Consider the following 21599-nt stretch of genomic DNA (forward strand, 5'->3'; position numbering starts at 1 on the left):
GTGAAAACGCGTCATATACGACGCGTTTTCACCCCACCCCAACCCGGCGCGGCGAGGGGCGGGGCGGGTCGCCGTCAGCCGAAGGCCCGGCCGGTGATGCGCTCGAAGGCCTCGACGTACTTCGCGCGGGTCCGCTCGACGACCTCGTCGGGCAGCGGCGGCGGCGCCTCGCCGGAATGGCGGTCCCACCCGCTCGCGGGCGAGGTCAGCCACTCCCGGACGTACTGCTTGTCGTAGGACACCTGCGGGTGCCCCGGCTCCCACTCCTCCGCCGGCCAGAACCGCGACGAGTCGGGCGTGAGCACCTCGTCGGCGAGGACGATGCCGGGCTCGAGACCCGGATCACCCCCCGGCACGAGCCCGAACTCCACCTTGGTGTCGGCGATGAGGATGCCTCGCGCAGAGGCGATCTCGTTGCCCCGGGCCAGGATCCGCTTGGTGAGGTCCTCGATCCGCAGTCGCAGCGGTTCGCCGATGAGCGCATCGACCTCACCCGAGGTCATCGACTCGTCGTGCTGGCCGAAGGGCGCCTTGGTCGTCGGGGTGAAGATCGGCGCGGGCAGCCGGTCGCCGTCGACGAGCCCCTCGGGCAGGGCCACCCCGCAGATCGAGCCGAGCCGGGCATATTCCTCGAGACCCCCGCCGGTGAGGTAGGCCCGGGCGATGCTCTCGACCGGCACCATCTCCAGCTTGCTCACGAGGACGGCGCGGCCCGCGACCTCGGGCGGCACGTCGGTCACCTGGCTGGAGAGCAGGTGGTTGGGCACGACGGACTCGAGCTGCTCGAACCACCACAGGGACAGCTGGGTGAGCACCGTGCCCTTGTCGGGGATGGGGGTGTCGAGAATCCAGTCGAAGGCCGACATCCGGTCGGACGCGACGAGGAGCAGCCGGTCGCCGGCCGGCTCGCCGCCCGGCCCCAGCGGCGCGTAGAGGTCGCGGACCTTGCCGCTGTAGACGTGCTGGTAGCCGGGCAGCACCGGTGCGTCGAAGACCACGGGTCAGGCTCCTTCCACGGCGGCGACGCGGATGTCGCCGCGCTCGGCCGCGAGACCGATGTCGGTGCGGTGGTGCGAGCCCTCGAGGCTGACCAGCCCCACCGCCTGGTATACCGCGTGCCGCGCCTCGCGCAGCGTCGCGCCGGTGGCGACGACGTCGAGGACCCGACCGCCGGCGCTGATCAGCTCGCCGTCCGGACCGACTGCGGTCCCGGCGTGCAGGACGTAGGCGCCGGGGACGGACTCGGCCACCTCGAGCCCCGAGATGACGCCACCGACCCTGGGCGACGCGGGATAGCCCGGGGCCGCGACGACGACGGCCACAGCGTGCTCCGGGGAGACGCGGAGCGGGCCCACCCTCTCCAGCACCCCGGTCGCCGCGGCGTGGAGGAGACCTCCGAACGGCGTCCGGAGCCGCGCGACCGACACCTGGCCGTCCGGGTCGCCGAAGCGGCAGTTGAACTCGATCACGCGCAGGCCCCGGGAGGTCAGGGCCAGCCCGACGTAGAGGACGCCGACGAAGGGCGTGCCCCGGCGCCGCATCTCGTCGATCGTCGGCTGGGCCACTCGGGTGACGACCTCGTCGGCGAGATCGGCCGGCGCCCAGTCGAGTGGCGAATACGCGCCCATACCACCGGTATTGGGCCCGACATCACCGTCACCCACACGCTTGAAGTCCTGCGCCGGGGGCAACGCCACGACCGTCGCACCGTCGGTGACGCAGAAGACGGAGACCTCAGGGCCGTCGAGGAACTCCTCGACGACGACCGCCCCGCCCTCCTTGGCCAGACACGCGCGCGCGTGCTCGAGCGCCGCCGCGCGGTCGTCCGTCACGACGACGCCCTTGCCTGCGGCGAGACCGTCCTCCTTGACGACGTGTGGCGCACCCAGGGCGTCCAGCGCAGCCTCGACCTCGTCCACCGTCGTGCACACGTGGGCGAGGGCGGTCGGGACCTCGGCCGCCGCCATGACCTCTTTGGCGAAGGCCTTGCTGCCCTCGAGCCGGGCGGCCGCGGCGGACGGGCCGAACACGGCATACGGGACGGCGCGCAGGGCGTCGGCGACCCCGGCCACCAGGGGTGCCTCGGGTCCGACGACGACGAGGTCGACCCCGTGCTCACCGGCCACCCGCACGACATCCGCCGGGTCGGTCGCGTGGACCGCCACGCAGGTGGCGCCGGGCAGCTCGGCGATGCCCGGGTTGCCGGGGGCGACGACCACCGCCACCACCGCGTCGTCCGCCAGCAGGGCCCGGGCGAGCGCGTGCTCGCGCGCGCCGGAACCAATGACGAGAACCCTCACGGCAGCCACCTTAGAGGTCCCCGCCACCCTGGCGGTCGGCGAGCCGCAGAAGCGCGGTGCTCCCGAGAGGCAGGGGGGACATTCACCCGGGAACACCGCGCAGTCTGCGTCCCGACGTCACCGGGACAGGTCCCCAGAACGGTGGTTCGCGTGCGCCGATCGGAGTCGACAGAGGTAACAATGGCAAATCCGTGGTTCGGAGTAAAGCCAGGGAATGGCGGAGTACAGTCAGTGGCGGTAATCCGCCACCCCGCACGCTCAGCGCCCCTCACTCGGGAGAGCACATGCCGTCAGCACCGGTCGACCCGCTGGTGCCGCCCGACCCGCCCGACCCTCCCGACGCTCGTGACCTCACCGGCCCACCCGGCCCCCTGGTCGCGTTCAGCTCCCTCGTCCCGCTGTCCGGGTCCCTCCTCGACAACGCCGTGGAGAGCGCGGCCACCCGCGTCTACCTCGCGGTGCTGCGGATGGAACGTCCGACCCGCGAGCTGCTCCTCGCGCAGGGCATCCCCGCCGCGGTCGTCGACCCGGCGCTCGGCGTCCTCCACGCCCGCGGCCTCGTCCACCTCGGACCGCACGGCTCGCTCGACGTGCCGCCTCCGCTCTCGAGCATCCCCCAGCACGCGCTCGACCTCGAACGCCGCGCCACCCAGGTGCGGGCCGCCGCCCACGAGCTGACGCAGGTCTACTACAGCGCGCGGAGCCGCGACCGCGACCCCGACACCGGGGTGCAGCTGCTCCTCGACCTCGACGACGTCGGCGCACAGACCAACCTCATCATCGCCAACGCGCAGCACGAGCTGCTGTCGGCCCGCCGGCTCACCCTCCGCACCCACGAGATCCTGGCCGCGCCGCTGGAGTCGCACCGCGAGCCGAGCGTCGGTCTCGACGGTCGGCGGATCGAGCACCGGACGGTGTGGGACACCGGGGTGCTGGAGCTGCCGGGGGCCCTCGACGTCCTCGCCGCCCGCTCCGAAGGGGGTGAGGTGCAGCGCTTCCTCACCCGCGTGCCGATGACCTTCGTGGTGGTCGACCACACGGCGTGCCTCATCGAGTGGAGCTCGATCGACGCGCCAGGGCCGCAGGGCATCCTCGTCCAGACCCGGGGCCTGGTCCTCGCGGCCATCGCCGTCTTCGAGCGTCTCTGGGAGCTCTCGACCCCACTCGTGCGGGGCGCCGCGTCCCCCGACGAGCTCGACCACCGCGACGCGCGCATCCTGCGGCTCATGGCGGCGGGCGTCGCCGACGCCTCGATCGCCCGGCAGGCCGGCGTCTCGCAGCGGACGGTGGAGCGACGGATCCGCTCCCTGATGGACCGTCTCAGCGCCGAGACACGCTTCCAGGCGGGGGTCCAGGCGGTCCACCGGGGCTGGCTCTGAGGCGGCGCTCGAGGCCGGTCCGCACCGCCGGCCACTCGTCCACGAGGATGCTGAAGACGACCGTGTCGCGCCACGACCCGTCGGCGCGCCGCACCATCCGGCGCAGGACCCCCTCGCGCACCCCACCGAGCCTGGCGATGGCGGCCTGGGAGCGTTCGTTGACGATGTCGGTCTGGATCCGCACGCGCCCGAAGCCGCAGTCGTCGAAGGCGTGGGAGAGCAGCAGCAGCTTGGCCTCGGGGTTGACCGTGGTGCCCCACCACCGGGAGCCGTAGGTCGTCCACCCGAGGTGGACGTGCTCGTTCTCGATGTCGATCTCACCCAGGGAGGAGGTCCCGACGACGGTGCCCGCCGGGCCCAGGTCGCTGTCGCCGACCAGCCGGACGGTGTAGGCCGTGCGCCCCGGCCGCGCTGCGAGCTGTGCGGCGACGAACCGCACCGCCTCGTCGGGGTGGGCGAGGGGCTCTGTCATCCGGAAACCCTGTTGGTAGACAAGCGGATCCGACAGCACGCGGAAGAGACCGTCCGCATCTGCGAGGGTCACGGGATCGAGTCGCACGACCCTTCCCACGAGCGGCTTCCCGGTCGGCGGACGCGGGTCGGGTGGAGCCATCCGGCCAGACTAGACTCGTCTGTCTTTGGATGGCGGGGCACCGGTTCCGTGGAGATCGCCCGAAGGTCGAGTGGGGATCGCATCGCATGACCATCGCTTCGCAGGAACACCACAGGGGACAGGCGGGCAGCGTGACGAGTTCGGGCAGGAGCACAGCGGCCTCCGCGGCGCAGGTCGCGGGAGAGATCGCGGTGGAGCAGGCGCACGTCGACCGCGTCTACACCGAGCTCGCCAAGGCGGGTGAGCGGGCCGGGCTCGTCGAGGCGGACGGCCTGGCGCGGGGGCGCTCGGACCGCTCCGGCGAGGTCCGCGACGAGGAGCTCACCGGGCTCTTCGAGCGCGACGCCCTCGTCCTCCACGCCACCCGGCGGCGCTACGCCCTCGAGAGCCAGTACGAAGGCCTCGTCTTCGGTCGCCTCGACATCGACCACGTCATCCCCCACGACAACGACAACAACCACGACAACACCCACGTCGACAGCGAGGTCGGGAACCAGCTCGGGACCGAGGCCAACGGCCAGGCGAACGGCACCGTCGACCGCGTCACCACCGAGCGCGAGGTGCGCTACATCGGCCGGCTCGGCGTGCGCGACGACGACTACGAGCCGCTCGTCATCGACTGGCGCGCCCCGGCCGCCTCCCCCTTCTACCGCGCCACCCCCGTCGAGCCGCTCGGGGTGCTGCGGCGACGCGTCCTGCGGTGCAAGGGCGCCGACGTCGTCGGCGTCGAGGACGACCTCATGGTCCCCGAGCCGCCGGACGACCTCGTCGTCGTCGGCGACGGCGCGCTCATGGCGGCGCTCACCCGCAGCCGCGGCACGCAGATGCGTGACATCGTCGCGACGATCCAGGCCGACCAGGACAAGGCGATCCGGGCGCCGGCCCGTGGCGTCACCGAGATCACCGGTGGGCCGGGCACCGGCAAGACCGTCGTCGCCCTGCACCGCGCGGCCTACCTCCTCTACTCCGACCGCCGCCGCTACGAGTCCGGCGGCATCCTCGTCGTCGGCCCCTCGGCCGCCTACACGGCATACATCGAGCGGGTCCTGCCCTCCCTCGGCGAGGAGACCGTCGCCCTGCGGTCGCTCGGCGACGTCGTCGACGTGGTGAGCACCGAGCGGCTCGACGACCCGGCGGCCGCGGCCGTCAAGGGGTCGTTGCGCATCCGCCAGGTCCTCGCCCGAGCCGCGCGCGACACCGTCCCCGGCTCCCCGGAGGAGTTCCGCGCGTTCGTCGCGGGCGAGGCGATCCGGCTGACACCGCGCCTGCTCGAGCAGGTCCGCGGCCGAGCCCTCCGCTCGCACCAGCGCAACCTCGCGCAGGAGACGGTCGTGCAGCTGCTCGCCGACCTCGCCTTCCGCGAGAGCGGGCACGGTGACCGGCCCACCTTCATCGACAAGTTCGAGGACTCTCGCGAGGCCGAGGCCTTCGTGGCGGGGTGGTGGCCCCAGGTCGACCCCCGCGAGGTGCTGCTCTGGCTGGCCGACCCCACCCGCCTCCAGCGGTATGCCGCGGGCCTCCTCAGCCCGCAGGAGACCGAGGTGCTGGGCGCGTCGATGCAGGCCGCTCTCGACACCGGGTCGTGGTCGGTCGCCGACGTCGCCCTCATCGACGACCTCTCCGCCCGGCTCGGGCCGGTGCAGGCGCAGGCCCGCGAGGAGCGCGACTTCTACGACGTCGAGGAGATCGAGGACCTCAGCCAGTACGGCATGACCGAGGTGCAGCCGGTCGCGCGCCCCGACGTCGTCGAACGCGGCTACACCACGACTCCCGAGAACCTCCGCGACCGCCTGCTCCTCGGGGCGATGGGCAAGCCGGAGGACTACGCCCACGTGCTCGTCGACGAGGCGCAGGACCTCTCGCCGATGCAGTGGCGGATGCTCGGCCGGCGGGGGCGCTACTCCTCGTGGACCGTCGTCGGCGATGCCGCGCAGAGCTCGTGGCCCGACCGTGCGGAGTCGGCGGTCGCCCGTGAGGAGGCCTTCGGCACCCAGCCGCGCGCGCTGTTCCACATGGACACCAACTACCGCAACGCCCGCGAGATCTTCGACTACGCCGCAGCGATGATCCGGGTCAGCGTGCCGGACGCCGACATCCCGCAGGCGGTCCGCGAGACGGGGATCCATCCCGTCGACGGCGCCCTCGGGGCCGACCCGTTCGCCGCGGTCTCGGCCGCCCTCGACGCCCTCGTCGACGACGTCGAGGGCAGCATCGCGGTCATCACGCCGGCCCGCCACCGGGCGGCGCTGCTACCCCTCGCCGGCCGGGGCGAGGGCCGCGTCCAGGTCATCGACCCCATGTCGACCAAGGGCCTGGAGTATGACGCGACCGTCGTCGTCGACCCCGACGAGATCGCCCGCGAGTCCCCCGGTGGGGTGCGGGTGCTCTACGTCGCGATGACCCGCGCTGCCCACCGGATGACGGTCCTGCGCTGACGCCGGTCATCCGTCGACGCTGGCGTCGATCACGACCTGACCGTCGGTGTGGAGCGAGACCGTCCTGCCAAGCGCCTCCGCCGGGGTGCCGCTCCGGACGTGACACCGACCGGCACCCGGTAGGTGTAGGTCGTCGTGCTCTGGGTGGGCCGGCCCACGATCACCCGGTCGAAGGTGATCTCCCACTCTCCGCGTCGCGGCCATCCCGGACATGACGGCGGCGCAGGGCCGACCGGCAGAGGTTGACGACGCTGCTGCGGAGGGAGGCGGCGACCGCGTAGCGCCAGTGCGTCTGATGGATCGCGGGGACGTCGATGACGTCCGCCACTCGTGCTGTCGCGCCGCACCGCCTTGCCGGACGCCACGGTCGGAGCGGCGCCGCCTATCCTTTCGTCATGGCCACTCCGAAGCAGCAAGCGACGTCTGACCGCCAGGCGAAGGTGGCCCGGATGCGCCAGGAGCAGCAGGCCCGGGAGCGCCGGACCCGGCTGCTCATCGGCCTGGTCGCCCTCGTCGTCGTCGCCGGGATCGGCGTCGGGATCGGCGTCGCCGTCCGGCAGGGTCCCGCACCGGCGAGCAGCTCGTCGCAGGTCCTGCCGACGACCCCCACCGGAGCAGCCACGGTCGAACAGGCCCCGACCTCGGTCCCGGACACGTCCGGGATCTCCGGTGTCCTCGCCTGGGACACGACCGGCTGGCCCGGCGACGGCTCGGCGCACGCCGGCGCGCTCGAGCACGACCACGTCGAGGGCCCCGTCACGTATGCCGTCGTCCCTCCCGTCGGCGGACCGCACAGCGCCACCTGGATGAACGCCGGGGTCTACACCGCGCCCATCCCGAGCGAACGGGCCGTCCACAACCTCGAGCACGGGGCGGTGTGGATCACCTACGACCCCAACCTGCCCGCCGCCGAGGTCACCGCCCTCACCGCCTTCGTCACGAAGCAGTCGCCGATCAGCGAACCGGCGCAGGCCGTGGGCCAGAGCGGGCAGTCCAACCGCTACGTCGACCTCAGCCCGTGGGCGAGCAACACTCTTCCCACGCCGATCGTGATCTCCTCGTGGGGACACCAGCTGCGGCTGACCACCGCTGACGACCCCCGGATGCAGAAGTTCGTCGACACCTTCCGCGCCAGCTCCACCTACACTCCCGAGGCCGGGTCGCCGGTCGACGGGGTCCCCGTCTCCACGGGCGGGCAGGCCGCCACCGACGGTGGGGCACTCCCGAACCCCGCCAGCTGAGGCACCCGTTCTCGGCGTCCGGCAGGTCGGTTGCCCTGGCTACCGCCCTGTCGGACGCCAACATCTGTCAGGCCGTCAGGATCTGCCGGACCGTGACCCGCCCACCGGCCGCGACCACCCAGGCTGAGGTCCGAGGATGCCGCACGGTGACCGGCGCCCCGTCCGGGGGGTAGACCTCGAGGACGTCTCCGTCGACCCAGGCCTCGGAGCCCGCCTGCAGGACCACCGGCCCCTGCGACCCGACCAGGGTCGCGTCACCCTCGACGTCGAGGTGCGCGCAGGTGGGCACGGCTCCGTCGCCGCCCGGGGCGTCGGGCGCGACGGGTCCGATCAGCCGGCGGGTGCGCGGATCGGCATGGGAGACAACGCGATCGTCGATCACGGACAGCCGCCTCGGCAGGGTCAGGCAGCCGGCGACCGCGTCGTCCGGGGCGTCGTCCGACGCTCCGGACTCCATCACCCACCCGAGCAGCCACGGGCCGTCCGGGTCGAGTGCGACCTGGGGTGCGTAGAACGCGCCGCCCTCGTCGACCCGGCCGGCGCTGCGCAGCGTCAGCTCGGGCCGCCCCTGCGCGTCGACGCCCATCGATCCCACGGCCGCCACCGTCCCCTCGAGCTGGTTGTCGCGCCACAGCGAGAGGAGCAGCACCCACGACCCGTCGACCTCGACGAGCTGCGGGCACTCCCAGATCTCGGCCGGGGCGCCGGCCGCGAGGACGGGGTCGGCGCCCGTCAGCCAGACCCGCTCGAAGCGCCAGGACTCGAGGTCGTCGCAGGACCACAGCAGCAGGACCGGGGTGCCGTCGGCGAGGCCGCCTCCGAGCAGGGCCCAGCGCCGACCCGCCGCGGTGAAGAAGACCGGGTCGCGCATCTCGCGCAGCCCCACCTCCGCGGGGACGTCCTCCTGGAGGGCGACCACGACGGGCGGCGACCAGCGCTCGAGACCCGTGTCCGCGGCATACCGGAGGCACACGGTGCTGTCGAGGGCCGACGTGCGGATCCCGGTGTAGACAGCGGCAACCCGGTCGCCGTCGACGACGCAGACCCCGCTCCAGCAGCCACCGGCGTCGGGCGCGTCGGGGGTCGGACCGAACGCGACCGGGTGCTCCTCGAAGGACACCAGGTCGGGGCTCGAGACGTGGCCCCAGTGGATGTCGGTATGCCGCGCCTCTGCCGGGTTGTGCTGGTAGAAGACGTGCCACCGGCCGTCGCGGTGGATCATCCCGTTGGGGTCGTTGAGCCATCCCCGGGAGGGACGGATGTGGAAGGCGGCGGGCACGGCGTCAGGCCTGCGGGGTGGGCGGGGTGGGCGAGATGGGCGGGGTGGGCGGGGTGGGCGGAGTGGGTGAGATGGGCTCAATGGGTCGGGCGGGTCGCATGTCGTGCCGCTCGATGATCGCGTCGCGACCGGGACCGACGCCGATCGCGGAGACCCGGGCGCCGATGAGCTCCTCGACCCGCACCACGTAGGCCCGCGCGTTGGTGGGCAGCTCCTCGAAGCTGCGGCAGCCGGAGATGTCCTCCCACCAGCCGGGCAGCTCCTCGTAGATCGGCCGGGCGTGGTGGTAGTCGCTCTGGTTGACCGGCATCTCGTCGAAGCGGGTGCCCTCGACGTCGTAGGCGACGCAGACGGGGACGGTGTCGAGGCCGGTGAGGATGTCGAGCTTGGTGACGACGAAGTCGGTGACGCCGTTGATGCGCGTGGCGTAGCGGCCCACGACCGTGTCGAGCCAGCCGCACCGGCGCGGGCGGCCGGTCGTGGTGCCGAACTCGGCGCCCGTCTTGCGCAGGAACTCCCCGTTGGCGTCGTGCAGCTCGGTCGGGAAGGGACCCTCGCCGACCCGGGTGGAGTAGGCCTTGAGGATGGCGATGACGCTGTCGATGCGGGTCGGGGGGATGCCCGACCCGGTGCAGGCGCCGCCGGCGGTGGCGTTGGAGGACGTGACGAAGGGATAGGTGCCGAAGTCGACGTCGAGGAGGGTGGCCTGGCCGGCCTCGAGCAGGACCGTGTCACCGCGATCCAGCGCCTGCTGCAGCAGCAGCGAGGTGTCGGTGACCATGGGGCGCAGGCGCTCGGCATACGACAGCAGCTCGCCGACGACCTCGTCGACGCCGATGGCCCGCCGGTTGTAGATCTTCGCGAGCACCTGGTTCTTGAACTCGAGCGCCGCCTCGACCTTCTGGCGGAGGATGCCCTCGTCGAAGAGGTCCTGCACGCGGATGCCCGTGCGCGACATCTTGTCGGCGTAGGTCGGGCCGATGCCGCGACCCGTCGTGCCGATCTTGCGCGAGCCGAGGAAGCGCTCGGTGACCTTGTCGAGGGTGCGGTTGTAGGGCGTGATGATGTGCGCACAATTGCTGACGAGCAGCTTGGAGGTGTCGACGCCGCGGGCCTCGAGGCCGTCGATCTCCTCGAAGAGCACGGCGAGGTCGATGACCACCCCGTTGCCGATGACCGGCGTGCACGTCGGCGTGAGGATGCCGCTCGGCAGCAGGTGCAACGCGTACTTCTGCGCCTCCGCACCCTCGCCGATGACGATGGTGTGCCCGGCGTTGTTGCCGCCGTTGAACTTCACGACGTAGTCGAGTGAGCTGCCGAGCAGGTCCGTGGCCTTGCCCTTGCCCTCGTCACCCCACTGCGCGCCGACCAGCACGATCGCGGGCATCCGCTGACACCTCCACTGCGTTCCCGTCGGGGCGGCTCGTCCGACGGGCGATCGACGCGAGGCACCGGGTCCGTCCGGGGAGCTCCGGTGCAGGGCGACCCTACCGGCTGGGCCTCGGGGGCCACGACGCACGGTGCACCTGCGCGGCCGGCGGTCCGAGGCGACCCGCACGGACGGCCTCGGCGCCGAGCTGGAACCGGGTCCGGGCCCCGAGGTCCTCCATCAGCCGAGCCACGCGGCGTCGCACCGTCCGGAGGCTCCAGCCGAGGTAGCGGGCGATGGCCTCGTCCTTGAGTCCCCGCACGAGGAGATCGAGCAGCTGCTCGTCCTCGTCGTCGGGGGCGCCCCGCTCGGTCGGGAAGGGGAAGCTGTGCTCCCACAGCTGGTCGAAGCTCGTCGTGAACATCGCGATGAGCATCGGGTCACGGATCAGGACGTAGTCGGAGTCGGGGTCGCCCCAGCGCTCCACGCAGACGACGGCCTCGTCCCCGAAGACGCAGTACTCCGTCGGCGCGTGGTCCATGACGCGCTGCTCCTCGCCGGCGACGCGGTACTGGTGGGCGCGCGCGAGCGCTCCGGGGCTCTCGAGCAGGGCGGAGTCGTAGAGCGTCCGCTGGGTCCGGCCCCCGGCGATGACCTCGCGGGTGAAGGCGTCCATCTCGGGGTCGGTTCCCGCACCGGCGTCGGTCTTCATGACGAGGTTGCGCAGGAGCCCCGCCGTCGTGGCGAGCAGGTTGTTGACCAGGCTGGGGGCGACCTCGAGCGTCACCCTCGCGACCTCGGCCGGGGTCCCGCGGGCGGGCCCCTGGAGGCGGGCGAGCGCGTGCCGCGCCTCGGCGAGGTCGACCTGCTCCTGCCGGGCCCGGGTCTCCCCGCCGGTGATGACCCGGGCCAGGATCGAGCGGGGGTCCTCGTCCACGAGGTCGGACCGTGGGGTGGCCGGATGCGGACGCGTTGACCTGCTCATCGTGGCATCTTACGGCCAATGGCAGGAAAGCCACAGACCCCGACTTGCCGAGGTGATTTCATGAGCAGGCGCCATCGCCTGGAGGGCGAGGGCGACGGATCAGCTGCTCGGGGTGGCTGACCCGGCTCGGGGTGACGATGCCGGGGAGTGGACTATCGGGGGTCCATTCCCCGGCTTCTCCTCGTTCTCCTCGTTCTCCTCGGACCCAGGCGGTGCCCGCCGGGGGGAGAGCGCGCGTCAGGCGACGCCCAGGGCGTCGGCGGCCTCGCGGGAGGAGTCGCGCAGCAGGGTCGCGCAGCGCTGCTCCTCGTCGTGCTCGCCGATCGCCCGCGCCGCCCGGCTCAGCGCACCGACCGCCCGCAGGAACCCGCGGTTCGGTTCGTGCGCCCACGGCACCGGCCCCTGGCCCCGCCAGCCGGACCTGCGCAGGGCGTCGAGGCCCCGGTGGTAGCCGGTGCGCGCGTAGGCGTAGGCCTCGACCGGGTGGTCCGCGTCGAGGGCGTGCTCAGCGAGGGTCGCCCAGGCGAGCGACGACGCGGGGTATGCCGTGGCCACCGTCACCGGGTCGTCTCCCCCGGCCAGCCGCGCGGCGGCGGGGTCGACCGGGAGGCGGGTCTCCGGCATACCGAGGAGGTTGTCGGTCATGAGTGGGTCCCGGCCGAGCGGAGGTTCTCGCAGGCCAGCCCGATCCGCGCCGACATGTCGATCTCGGCGACCTTGCCCCAGGCGCGTGGGTCGTAGAGCTTCTTGTTGCCGACCTCGCCGTCGACCTTGAGCACGCCGTCGTAGTTGGCCAGCATGTAGCCCGCGATGCTCCGGGTGAACGCGTACTGCGTGTCGGTGTCGATGTTCATCTTCACGACGCCGTAGTCGACGGCCGCGGAGATCTCCTCCGGCAGCGACCCGGACCCGCCGTGGAAGACGAGGTGGAAGGGCTTGTCGTCGGGCGTGGAGAACTCGGTGTGGACGGCGTCCTGGGCCGCCTTGAGCACCTCGGGCCGGAGCCTGACGTTACCGGGCTTGTAGACGCCGTGGACGTTGCCGAAGGTGAGCGCCGTCATGTAGTAACCGTTCTCGCCGAGGCCGAGCGCCTTCGCCGTGGCGATCGCGTCCTCGGGGGTGGAGTAGAGCTTGTCGTTGATCGCGTTGGCCACCCCGTCCTCCTCGCCGCCCACCACGCCGATCTCGACCTCGAGCACGATCTTGGCCGCGACGCAGAGCTCGAGCAGCTCGGTGGCGATCTCGAGGTTCTCCTCCAGGGGCACGGCCGAGCCGTCCCACATGTGCGACTGGAACCACGGCAGCCCGCCGTTCTTGACCCGCTCGGTGGACGCGGCGATCAGGGGCCGGACGAACCCGTCGAGCTTGTCCTCGGGGCAGTGGTCGGTGTGCAGCGCGATGTTGACGGGGTAGTTCTTCGCGACCTGCTCGGCGTAGGCGGCGAACGCGAGCGACCCGGAGACCATGTTCTTGATGCCGTGGCCCGAGAGGTAGTCGGCGCCACCCGTCGACACCTGGATGATCCCGTCGCTGCTGGCGTCGGCGAAGCCCTTGAGGGCGGCGTTGAGGGTCTGCGAGGAGGACACGTTGATGGCGGGGTAGGCGAACGCGTTGGCCTTCGCCCGGTCGAGCATGTCGGCGTAGACCTCTGGGCTGGCGATGGGCATGTGTGCTCTCCTTCGAGACGGGGACGTGGCGTCAGGGCGGTCACGGCCCGCGCGAGGCGAGCGGCAGGTCGTCCCATGACCCACGAGTGCGGCGCCCTCATCCTTCCACGGGTCGAGGGTGGGGCAGTTACTGACAACTACTTTAGAGAACTTCGAGTAGGTGGACCGTAGGGTCGGAGGCATGTCCGACGCGTCCGGTCCTCCCGTGCTACCTGTGCTCGATCCCGCCGAACAGCGAGTGCTCGGAAGCCTGCTCGAGAAACAGCGGACGGTCCCGGCCTCCTATCCGCTCAGCCTCAACGCGCTGCGCACCGCGTGCAACCAGAGCAGCAGCCGCGAGCCGGTCGTGGACTACGACGACGCGACCGTGGAGCAGGTCGCCCGGGCGCTCAAGGCGCGCGGGCTGGTGCGGATCGTCTGGGCCGACACCGGCCGCCGCACCCTGAAGTACCACCAGCTGCTCGACGAGGTGCTCGACCTGCCGGCCGACGAGCGCGCCCTGATCACGGTCCTGCTGCTGCGCGGCCCGCAGTCGCCGGGCGAGCTGCGGGTCCGGACCGAGCGGTTGCACGACTTCACCGACCGTGACGAGGTCGAGACGACGCTGCACCGGATGGCCGCTCGCGAGAGCCCGTTCGTCGTCGAGCTCGAGCGCCGTCCCGGCCAGCAGGACCACCGGTGGGTCCACCTGCTCGGACCGATGGAGACCGGGGACGCCGCCCCGCCGGCACCCGTCGTCGACCGGGAGAGCGTGCTGCGCGAGGGCGACGAGGCCCGCACCGAGCGGGTGCGGCGCACCTTCGACACCATCGCCGAGCCGTATGCCGCGGCCCTCGCCGACGAGCTCGACGGGGACCTGCCCTTCGAGGTGTGGTTGCTCGACAGGATCGCCCAGGAGGTCGGGACGCACCCCGTCGTCGAGGTGGGCTGCGGGCCCGGCCACGTCACCGCGCACCTCGCGTCGGCGGGTGTCGCCGCCCAGGGAGTCGACCTCTCCCCGGGCATGGTGGCGGAGGCCCGACGCCGCTTCCCCGACGTCACCTTCGAGGTCGGCGACCTGCGCCAGCTGATGCGCCCGGCGACGAGCGACGGCTGGGGCGGCGTGCTCGCGTGGTACTCCCTCATCTACTTCGCCGAGAGCGAGCTCCCCTCTGCCGTCGGCGCGCTCGCGCGACCGATCCGACCCGGTGGGCTGCTCGTGCTGGCCATGCACGCCGGCGCCGGGGTCCGGCACGCCGACTCGTGGTTCGATCGCGAGGTCGATCTCGATGTCGTCCTGCACGACCCGAAGACCGTCGTCGACGCCGTCCGGGCCACCGGTCTCGAGGCCGTCGAGTGGTATCTCCGGGGGCCGATCACGGGGCGTGACGAGACCACCGAAAGGCTCTACGTCCTGGCCCGTCGACCCTCTCTCCCGCAAATGTCCTAACATATCCTTGACAGCCCCGATCCGGCCGCGACACGATCGGGGCCGACGGGGTCGGGACGACGTCGCAGGTATCGATCATGCGTGGGACGCGCCAGAAGGGTTGAGGAGACCGGATGAGGATCGGCTTGGTCGGGGTCGGCCGCATCGGGGCGTTCCACGCGGAGACCCTGCAGGGGCTGGTGCGCGTCGACGAGCTCGTCGTCGCCGACCTGGACGCCGAGGCGGCGCGCGGCCTCGCGCAACGACTCGGGGTCGAGTCCGCAACCTCCCCGGCGGAGCTCGTCGCCGGTGGGGTCGATGCCCTCGTCATCGCCACCGCGACGCCGGGACACGCACCGCTGATCCGGCTGGGCGTCGAGGCAGGCCTCCCCACGTTCTGCGAGAAGCCGGTGGCCGCCACCCTCACCGAGACCCTCGAGCTGGCTGCGTTCGTCGCCGCCGGCGACGTCCCGGTGCACGTCGGTTTCCAGCGCCGCTTCGACGCGGGATACCAGCGGGCCGCCCGTGCGGTGCGGGACGGCGAGCTGGGGTTCGTGCACACGGTCCGCGCCAACACCCACGACCAGGCGCCACCTCACCCGGCCTACATCCCCACGAGCGGAGGGCTGTTCCGCGACTGCTCGATCCACGACATCGACGCCGTCCGCTACGTCACGGGGCAGGAGGTGGTCTCGGTGTTCGCCACGGGAGCCAACAAGGGTGCCGGCTTCTTCTCCGAGGCCGGTGACGTGGACACGGCCGCCGCCGTCCTCACCCTGGGGGACGGCACGCTGGTCACGCTCTCCGCGACCCGCTACAACGGCGCCGGCCACGACGTGCGGATGGAGGTGCTCGGCAGCCGGGGCACCATCGGCGTCGGCTACGACGACTCGCTGGCGGTGACGTCGGCTGAGATGGGGGTGGACTTCCCTCGCGGCCCGCGGCACGCGTCGTTCATGAGCAGGTTCCTCGCGGCATACCGGGCTGAGCTCACGGCCTTCACCGCGGTGGCGGCGGGCGAGATCCCCTCTCCCTGCACGGTGCACGACGCCCTCCAGGCCTTTCGCGTGGCGGAGGCCTGCGAGATCTCGCGCCACGAGGGTCGTCCTGTCCAGCTCGACGAGGTGAAGTCGGTATGAACGCCGGTGACATGAACGCCGGTGACATGAACGCCTATGACCTCATCACCGTCGGGCGTACCGGCGTGGACATCTATCCCCTGGACCACGGGGTCGGGCTCGCCGACGTCAAGACCTTCGAGAAGTTCCTCGGCGGCAGCGCGACCAACGTCGCGGTCGCCGCGGCCCGCTACGGGCACCGGAGCAGCATCATCACCCGCACCGGCCGCGACCCGTTCGGCGACTACGTCGCTCGAGAGCTGCGCGACCTCGGGGTCGACGACGCCTTCGTCGAGCAGGTGGACGGACCTCCCACCCCGGTGACGTTCTGCGAGATCTTCCCGCCCGACCGCTTTCCGCTCTACTTCTACCGGTATCCCGTCGCGCCGGACCTCCTCATCGAGCCGGACAGCCTTCCCCTGCAAGCGATCCGGGAGGCGAAGGTCTACTGGTCGACCCTCACCGGGTTGTCGCAGGAGCCCAGTCGGTCAGCCCACTTTCGCGCGTGGGAGGCGCGTGCGCGTCGGCCGCACACGGTGCTCGACCTCGACTGGCGGCCGATGTTCTGGGCCGACCCGGAGGACGGGCGGACGCAGGCCGCCGCCGCCCTCGATCACGTCACCATCGCCGTGGGGAACCGCGAGGAGTGCGAGGTGGCCGTCGGGGAGACCGAGCCAGGGCGCGCGGCGGACGCCCTGCTCGAGCGCGGGCTCGAGCTCGCGATCGTCAAGCAGGGCCCCAAGGGCGTGCTCGCCGCGACCCGTGACGAGCGGGTCGAGGTGCCGGTCCACCCCATCCAGGTCGTCAACGGGCTCGGCGCCGGAGACGCCTTCGGTGGCGCCCTGGTCCACGGGCTGCTCGAGGGGTGGCCCCTGCGGCGGACCATGGAGTTCGCCAACGTCGCCGGCGCCATCGTCGCCTCGCGGCTGGAGTGCTCGACCGCGATGCCGACCGAGGCGGAGGTCCTGCAGCGACTCGAGCAGCCGGCGACCACCACCGAGGAGGGCTGATGTCGACCACCACCCGCTCGGATGGCGCCGCGACCGATGCGACCGATGCGACCGATGCGACCGGCGCGCTGACGATCGCCGACCTCACTGAGCAACGGGTCCGGAACCCTGCAGCCATCCCGGCCGCGTGGGCCGCCCGGCGACATCGGGACCTCGTCGGTCCTGACGGCCGTCTGCTCCTCGTCGCCGCCGACCACGCGGCGCGGAACGCCCTCGGTGTCCGCGGCCGGCCGATGGCGATGGCCAGCCGCACCGACCTGCTACAGCGCCTGCTCACCGCGCTCGCCCGACCCGGTGTGGACGGCGTGCTCGGCTCCCCCGACATCCTCGACGACCTGCTCCTGCTCGGGGCGCTCGGGGACAAGGTCGTCATCGGCTCGATGAACCGGGGCGGGCTGCAGGGCGCGACCTTCGAGCTGGACGACCGCTTCACGGCATACCGGGCGGAGGACCTGGCGGCGCAAGGCCTCGACGGGGGCAAGATGCTGACCAGGATCTGTCTGGAAGACCCCGGCACCGCGGCGACCCTCGAGGCCAGCGGCCACGCCGTGAGCAGTCTCGCGGAGCACGGGCTGATGGCCATGGTGGAGCCGTTCCTCTCGGAGCGCCGCGGCGGTCAGGTGGTCAACCTGCTCGACCCCGACTCGACCATCCGTTCCATCGGCATCGCGTCGGCACTGGGCGCCACGAGCGCCCACACCTGGCTCAAGCTGCCGGTGGTCGACGACCTCCCGCGGGTGATGGACAGCACGACGCTGCCGACCCTCCTGCTCGGCGGCGACCCGCAGGGCGACCCCCGGGACGCGTATGCCGCCTGGGGTCAGGCCATGCTGCTGCCCGCGGTGCGTGGTCTGGTCGTCGGGCGCTCGCTGCTCTTCCCGCCGGACGGCGACGTCGCCGCCGCCGTCGACATCGCTGCCGACCTCGTCCACGGAGCCTCCCGATGAGCGCCACCCCGGCCCCGCGCGGAGACCGGTGGGTGCACCCGCTCGGGACCGCCGAGCGGCACGGCTGGCAGGTCGTCATCGACGACACCGTCGACGGCTGGCAGCACACCGGGCTGCTCGTCACGACCCTCGGCCCCGGCGACCGCAAGGTCGTCTCGACCGGTGACCGGGAGGCGGTCGTCGTGCCGCTGGCCGGGGCGATCCGGGTCCGGTGCACCGACGTCGGCGGCACTTCAGCTGTCGCCGAGCTAGCCGGCCGGGCCAGCGTCTTCGCGGGCCCCACCGACGTCGCCTACGTCCCCCGGGGGAGCGAGCTGGTCCTCGAGGCCGACGACGAGTGCCGGGTCGCCGTCTGTCTCGCTGTCGTGGCGGACCGGGCGTCATCGTCCACGTTGCCTTTTCGCCACCTCGGCGCCGACGAGGTGCCGGTGGAGCTGCGGGGCGCCGGCCAGGCGTCGCGGGAGGTCCACAACTTCGGCGTACCCGGCGTGCTCGCGGCCGAGTCGATCATCGCCTGCGAGGTGATCACGCCGGCTGGCAACTGGAGCTCCTACCCACCGCACAAGCACGACGCCTACCGCGAGGGCGTCGAGACCGAGCTCGAGGAGATCTACTACTTCGAGGTCGGGGTCGAGGCGGGCGCTCCGGCCGGGTCCGAGACCCCGGATCCCGTTGCTTACCAACGGGTCTACGGCTCCGGGGATCGGGAGATCGACGTCCTCGCGGAGGTCCGCAGTGGCGACGTCGTGCTCGTCCCCTACGGCTGGCACGGTCCGGCGACCGCCCCGCCCGGATACGACCTCTACTACCTCAACGTGATGGCCGGCCCCGGGCCGCAAAGGTCGTGGCTGATCTGCGACGACCCGGCCCACGGGTGGGTCCGCCAGACCTGGGCGACGCAGGCGATCGACCCGAGACTGCCCCTGGGAGGCACGCGATGACGACCGACCATCCGACGAGCGACCATCCGACGACCGTCCGCCTCACGGTCGCCCAGGCCGTCGTGCGGTTCCTCGCCGCACAGTGGAGCGAGCGCGACGGCGAGCGGCAGAAGCTCTTCGCCGGCTGCTTCGGGATCTTCGGGCACGGCAACGTCGCCGGCATCGGTCAGGCGCTGCTGCAGAACGAGCTCCTGGCCCAGGGGGTTGATGAGCTTCGTTACGTCCTGGCCCGCAACGAGCAGGCCATGGTCCACACCGCCGTCGCTTACGCCCGTCAGAAGGACCGCCTGCAGACGTGGGCCTGCACCGCCTCGGTGGGGCCGGGCTCGACCAACATGCTGACCGGTGCGGCACTGGCCACCGTCAACCGGATCCCGGTGCTGCTGCTGCCGTCCGGCACCTTCGCGACCCGGGTGTCCGGCCCCGTCCTGCAGGAGCTCGAGGTGCCGTCCGCCGGTGACGTCACGGTCAACGACGCCTTCCGCCCGCTCTCCCGGTTCTTCGACCGGGTGACCCGTCCCGAGCAGCTGCCCTCGGCGCTGCTCGGCGCCATGCGGGTGCTCACCGACCCGGTCGAGACGGGCGCCTGCACGATCGCCCTCCCCCAGGACGTCCAGGCCGAGGCCCACGACTGGCCCCTGGAGCTCTTCGCCCAGCGGGTCTGGCGGGTCGCCCGCCCCGTCCCGGAGCACGTCGACATCCGCGACGCCGCGGCCCTGATCCGTTCGGCGAGAAGGCCGCTCGTCGTCGCAGGTGGTGGCGTGCACTACTCCGGCGCGGAGGACGCGCTGCGGGCGTTCTGCGAGCAGACCGGCATACCGGTGGGCGAGAGCCAAGCCGGCAAGGGCTCGCTCCCCCACGGCCACCCCCAGGGGATGGGCGCGGTCGGCTCGACGGGCACGACGGCCGCCAACGCACTGGCTGCCGAGGCCGACGTCGTCATCGGCATCGGTACCCGGTGGGCCGACTTCACCACGGCGTCACGAACCGCGTTCCAGGACAGCGGAGTCCGATTCATCAACGTCAACGTCGCGCGCTTCGACGCGGGCAAGCAGGCCGGCCTGTCGGTCGTCGGCGACGCCCGCGAGACCCTGACCGCCCTCCTCCCGGCGCTCGAGGGGTATGCCGTCGACGCGGCATACCGGGATCGGCAGGCGAGCCTGTGGGCCGGGTGGGAGGCCCTCGTCGACGCGGCCTACGACCCGCCGGCCGAGGTCACCGACGCCCTCGCCGAGGGGGTGCTCACCCAGGCCGAGGTGATCGGTGCGGTGAACGAGCTCTCCGACCCACGCGATGTCGTGCTCTGTGCTGCCGGGTCGATGCCGGGGGACCTGCACAAGCTGTGGCGGGTGCGCGACCGGAAGGCCTACCAGGTCGAATACGGTTACTCCTGCATGGGTTACGAGGTCCCGGCCTCCATCGGCATCCGGCTCGCGGACGAGTCCCGTGACGTCTTCGCGATGGTCGGCGACGGGGGCTACCTGATGATGCCGACCGAGCTCGTCACCGCGGTGCAGGAGCGGGTCAAGGTGATCGTGGTCCTCGTCCAGAACCACGGGTTCCACTCCATCGGCTCGCTGTCGGAGTCATTGGGCTCGCAACGTTTCGGCACGCGCTACCGCTACCGCGACACCACCACCGGACGGCTCGACGGGACGCGGCTGCCGATCGACCTGGCGGCGAACGCCCGCAGCCTCGGCGCCCACGTCATCGAGGTCCACTCGCGCGACGAGCTGACCTCGGCCATCAAGGAGGCCAGGGCCTTCCCCGCTGACGGCGGGCCGGTCGTCATCCACGTCGAGACCGACCCCACCGTCTCCGCCCCCGACGGCAACAGCTGGTGGGACGTGCCCGTGAGCGCGGTGAGCGAGCTCGACTCGACGCGGGCGGCCTACGCCGACTACCTCGAGCACAAGACCGTGCAGCGCCCGCTGCTGGCCCCCGCCACTCCCCCCACGTCACACGAGAGGAACGACCGATGACCAAGCCCGCCATGCTCGGCAGCGCACCCGACAGCTGGGGGGTGTGGTATGCCGACGATCCGGCCCAGATCCGTTGGGAGAGCTTCCTGGACGAGTGCGCCGGCGCGGGCTATACCCGCATCGAGCTCGGGCCCTACGGCTATCTGCCCACCGACCCGGCGCGCCTCAGGGACGAGCTCGACCAGCGCGGCCTCTCCGTCACCGCGGGCACGATCTTCGAGCACCTGCACCGCGCCGACTCGTGGACGGAGGTCCACTCCAAGGTCTCGGCCGTCGCCGAGCTGACCCGGGCGATGGGCGGCGAGCACATCGTCGTCATCCCGGACTTCTGGCGCGACCCCGACACGGGCGTCGTCCTCGAGGCGTCGGTGCTGACCGACGACGAGTGGCCCGCCTACGCCAAGCAGGTCGACCGGCTCGCCCGGGCGATCAGCGACGACTACGGCCTGAAGTTCCAGTTCCACCCGCACGCCGACAGCCACGTCGACACCCACGCCAACGTCGAGCGCTTCCTCGCCGAGACCGACCCCGCCGTCGTCTCCCTGTGTCTCGACACCGGGCACATCGCCTACTGCGGCGGCGACAGCCTGGCGCTCATCCGTGACTTCCCCGACCGCATCGGCTACGTCCACCTCAAGCAGGTCGACCCGACGATCCTCGAGAAGGTCCGGACCGATGGACTCGGCTTCGGCGAGGCCGTGAAGATGGGAGTCATGTGCGAGCCGCCACACGGTGTACCGGCGATGCCCCCGATCCTCGAGGCCCTCGCCGCCCTCGACGTCGAGCTGTTCGCCATCGTCGAGCAGGACATGTACCCCTGCCCGCCCGACCAGCCGCTGCCGGTGGCGCGGCGGACCCACACCTACCTCACCGGCTGCGGCCCGCTGCGCTGATCTGCCACAGCCCGCTGACCAGCCACAGCCCG

General features: G+C 72.1%; 18 protein-coding genes. 10 read left to right on the forward strand and 8 right to left on the reverse strand.

The features are described from left to right. Nucleotides 1-74 precede the first annotated feature (74 nt). Both Q0R63_RS14925 and purD read right to left on the reverse strand, forming a co-directional pair. Nucleotides 75-998 carry a phosphoribosylaminoimidazolesuccinocarboxamide synthase gene (locus Q0R63_RS14925; protein ID WP_295698850.1) on the reverse strand — a complete coding sequence of 308 codons (924 nt, stop codon included), beginning with the start codon at nucleotides 996-998 and terminating at the stop codon, nucleotides 75-77. 3 nt (nucleotides 999-1001) lie between these two features. Then, entirely contained in the window at nucleotides 1002-2300 is a 1299-nt protein-coding gene (purD, locus tag Q0R63_RS14930) for a phosphoribosylamine--glycine ligase (protein ID WP_295698853.1), read from the reverse strand. A 284-nt stretch (nucleotides 2301-2584) separates the two neighbouring features. Between purD and Q0R63_RS14935 the strand changes: the two genes are divergently transcribed. Further along, a complete protein-coding gene (locus tag Q0R63_RS14935) occupies nucleotides 2585-3679 on the forward strand; it encodes a helix-turn-helix transcriptional regulator (RefSeq protein ID WP_295698855.1) in 1095 nt (364 codons plus the stop codon). Here the strand turns inward: Q0R63_RS14935 and Q0R63_RS14940 are convergent. Beyond that, nucleotides 3621-4292 carry a GNAT family protein gene (locus Q0R63_RS14940; RefSeq protein WP_295698856.1) on the reverse strand — a complete coding sequence of 224 codons (672 nt, stop codon included), beginning with the start codon at nucleotides 4290-4292 and terminating at the stop codon, nucleotides 3621-3623. The two genes, Q0R63_RS14935 and Q0R63_RS14940, sit on opposite strands and share 59 nt — an antisense overlap. Before the next feature lie 86 nt (nucleotides 4293-4378). On the opposite strand from Q0R63_RS14940, the gene Q0R63_RS14945 reads away from it, so the two are divergent. Together Q0R63_RS14945 and Q0R63_RS14950 are read left to right on the forward strand one after the other, a co-directional pair. Further along, nucleotides 4379-6727 carry a UvrD-helicase domain-containing protein gene (locus Q0R63_RS14945; RefSeq protein ID WP_295698858.1) on the forward strand — a complete coding sequence of 783 codons (2349 nt, stop codon included), beginning with the start codon at nucleotides 4379-4381 and terminating at the stop codon, nucleotides 6725-6727. 395 nt (nucleotides 6728-7122) lie between these two features. After that, the gene (locus Q0R63_RS14950) at nucleotides 7123-7968 is read left to right on the forward strand and encodes a DUF3105 domain-containing protein (RefSeq protein ID WP_295698860.1); all 846 of its coding nucleotides are present in this window, start codon (nucleotides 7123-7125) and stop codon (nucleotides 7966-7968) included. Nucleotides 7969-8035: 67 nt separating this feature from the next. Here Q0R63_RS14950 and Q0R63_RS14955 read toward each other — a convergent pair whose 3' ends face one another. The 5 genes from Q0R63_RS14955 to fbaA all read right to left on the reverse strand — a co-directional run bounded on the left by Q0R63_RS14955 (nucleotide 8036) and on the right by fbaA (nucleotide 13268). Then, nucleotides 8036-9247, reverse strand: coding sequence for a glycoside hydrolase family 32 protein (locus Q0R63_RS14955; protein ID WP_295698862.1), 1212 nt, complete (start codon nucleotides 9245-9247; stop codon nucleotides 8036-8038). A 4-nt stretch (nucleotides 9248-9251) separates the two neighbouring features. Continuing rightward, entirely contained in the window at nucleotides 9252-10634 is a 1383-nt protein-coding gene (locus Q0R63_RS14960; RefSeq protein WP_295698864.1) for an adenylosuccinate synthase, read from the reverse strand. Between the two features lie 100 nt (nucleotides 10635-10734). Next, nucleotides 10735-11601 (reverse strand): helix-turn-helix transcriptional regulator, encoded by an 867-nt coding sequence (locus Q0R63_RS14965; RefSeq protein WP_295698866.1) that lies wholly within the window; start codon nucleotides 11599-11601, stop codon nucleotides 10735-10737. 237 nt (nucleotides 11602-11838) lie between these two features. Beyond that, a complete protein-coding gene (locus Q0R63_RS14970; RefSeq protein ID WP_295698868.1) occupies nucleotides 11839-12246 on the reverse strand; it encodes a DUF3151 domain-containing protein in 408 nt (135 codons plus the stop codon). Continuing rightward, entirely contained in the window at nucleotides 12243-13268 is a 1026-nt protein-coding gene (fbaA, locus tag Q0R63_RS14975; RefSeq protein ID WP_295698870.1) for a class II fructose-bisphosphate aldolase, read from the reverse strand. The genes Q0R63_RS14970 and fbaA overlap by 4 nt, the downstream gene beginning before the upstream one ends. 181 nt (nucleotides 13269-13449) lie before the next feature. Between fbaA and Q0R63_RS14980 the strand changes: the two genes are divergently transcribed. The 7 genes from Q0R63_RS14980 to Q0R63_RS15010 all read left to right on the forward strand — a co-directional run bounded on the left by Q0R63_RS14980 (nucleotide 13450) and on the right by Q0R63_RS15010 (nucleotide 21567). Continuing rightward, the gene (locus Q0R63_RS14980) at nucleotides 13450-14697 is read left to right on the forward strand and encodes a DUF480 domain-containing protein (RefSeq protein ID WP_295698872.1); all 1248 of its coding nucleotides are present in this window, start codon (nucleotides 13450-13452) and stop codon (nucleotides 14695-14697) included. 113 nt (nucleotides 14698-14810) lie between these two features. Next, nucleotides 14811-15815: a Gfo/Idh/MocA family oxidoreductase gene (locus tag Q0R63_RS14985; protein WP_295698875.1), complete on the forward strand. Its 1005-nt coding sequence runs from the start codon at nucleotides 14811-14813 to the stop codon at nucleotides 15813-15815. Next, nucleotides 15812-16804, forward strand: a complete 993-nt coding sequence (gene iolC, locus Q0R63_RS14990) for a 5-dehydro-2-deoxygluconokinase (RefSeq protein WP_295698878.1) — start codon at nucleotides 15812-15814, stop codon at nucleotides 16802-16804. The genes Q0R63_RS14985 and iolC overlap by 4 nt, the downstream gene beginning before the upstream one ends. After that, nucleotides 16804-17751 carry a deoxyribose-phosphate aldolase gene (locus Q0R63_RS14995; RefSeq protein ID WP_295698881.1) on the forward strand — a complete coding sequence of 316 codons (948 nt, stop codon included), beginning with the start codon at nucleotides 16804-16806 and terminating at the stop codon, nucleotides 17749-17751. Before iolC ends, Q0R63_RS14995 begins: the two co-directional genes overlap by 1 nt. Then, entirely contained in the window at nucleotides 17748-18692 is a 945-nt protein-coding gene (gene iolB, locus Q0R63_RS15000; RefSeq protein WP_295698884.1) for a 5-deoxy-glucuronate isomerase, read from the forward strand. Before Q0R63_RS14995 ends, iolB begins: the two co-directional genes overlap by 4 nt. Next, on the forward strand, nucleotides 18689-20674 hold the full coding sequence (iolD, locus tag Q0R63_RS15005) for a 3D-(3,5/4)-trihydroxycyclohexane-1,2-dione acylhydrolase (decyclizing) (RefSeq protein WP_295698887.1): 1986 nt from the start codon (nucleotides 18689-18691) through the stop codon (nucleotides 20672-20674). Before iolB ends, iolD begins: the two co-directional genes overlap by 4 nt. Next, a complete protein-coding gene (locus Q0R63_RS15010; protein WP_295698890.1) occupies nucleotides 20671-21567 on the forward strand; it encodes a TIM barrel protein in 897 nt (298 codons plus the stop codon). The genes iolD and Q0R63_RS15010 overlap by 4 nt, the downstream gene beginning before the upstream one ends. The last annotated feature ends 32 nt before the right edge of the window (nucleotides 21568-21599 follow it).

This window comes from Lapillicoccus sp., assembly GCF_025353065.1.
GTDB lineage: Bacteria > Actinomycetota > Actinomycetes > Actinomycetales > Dermatophilaceae > Lapillicoccus.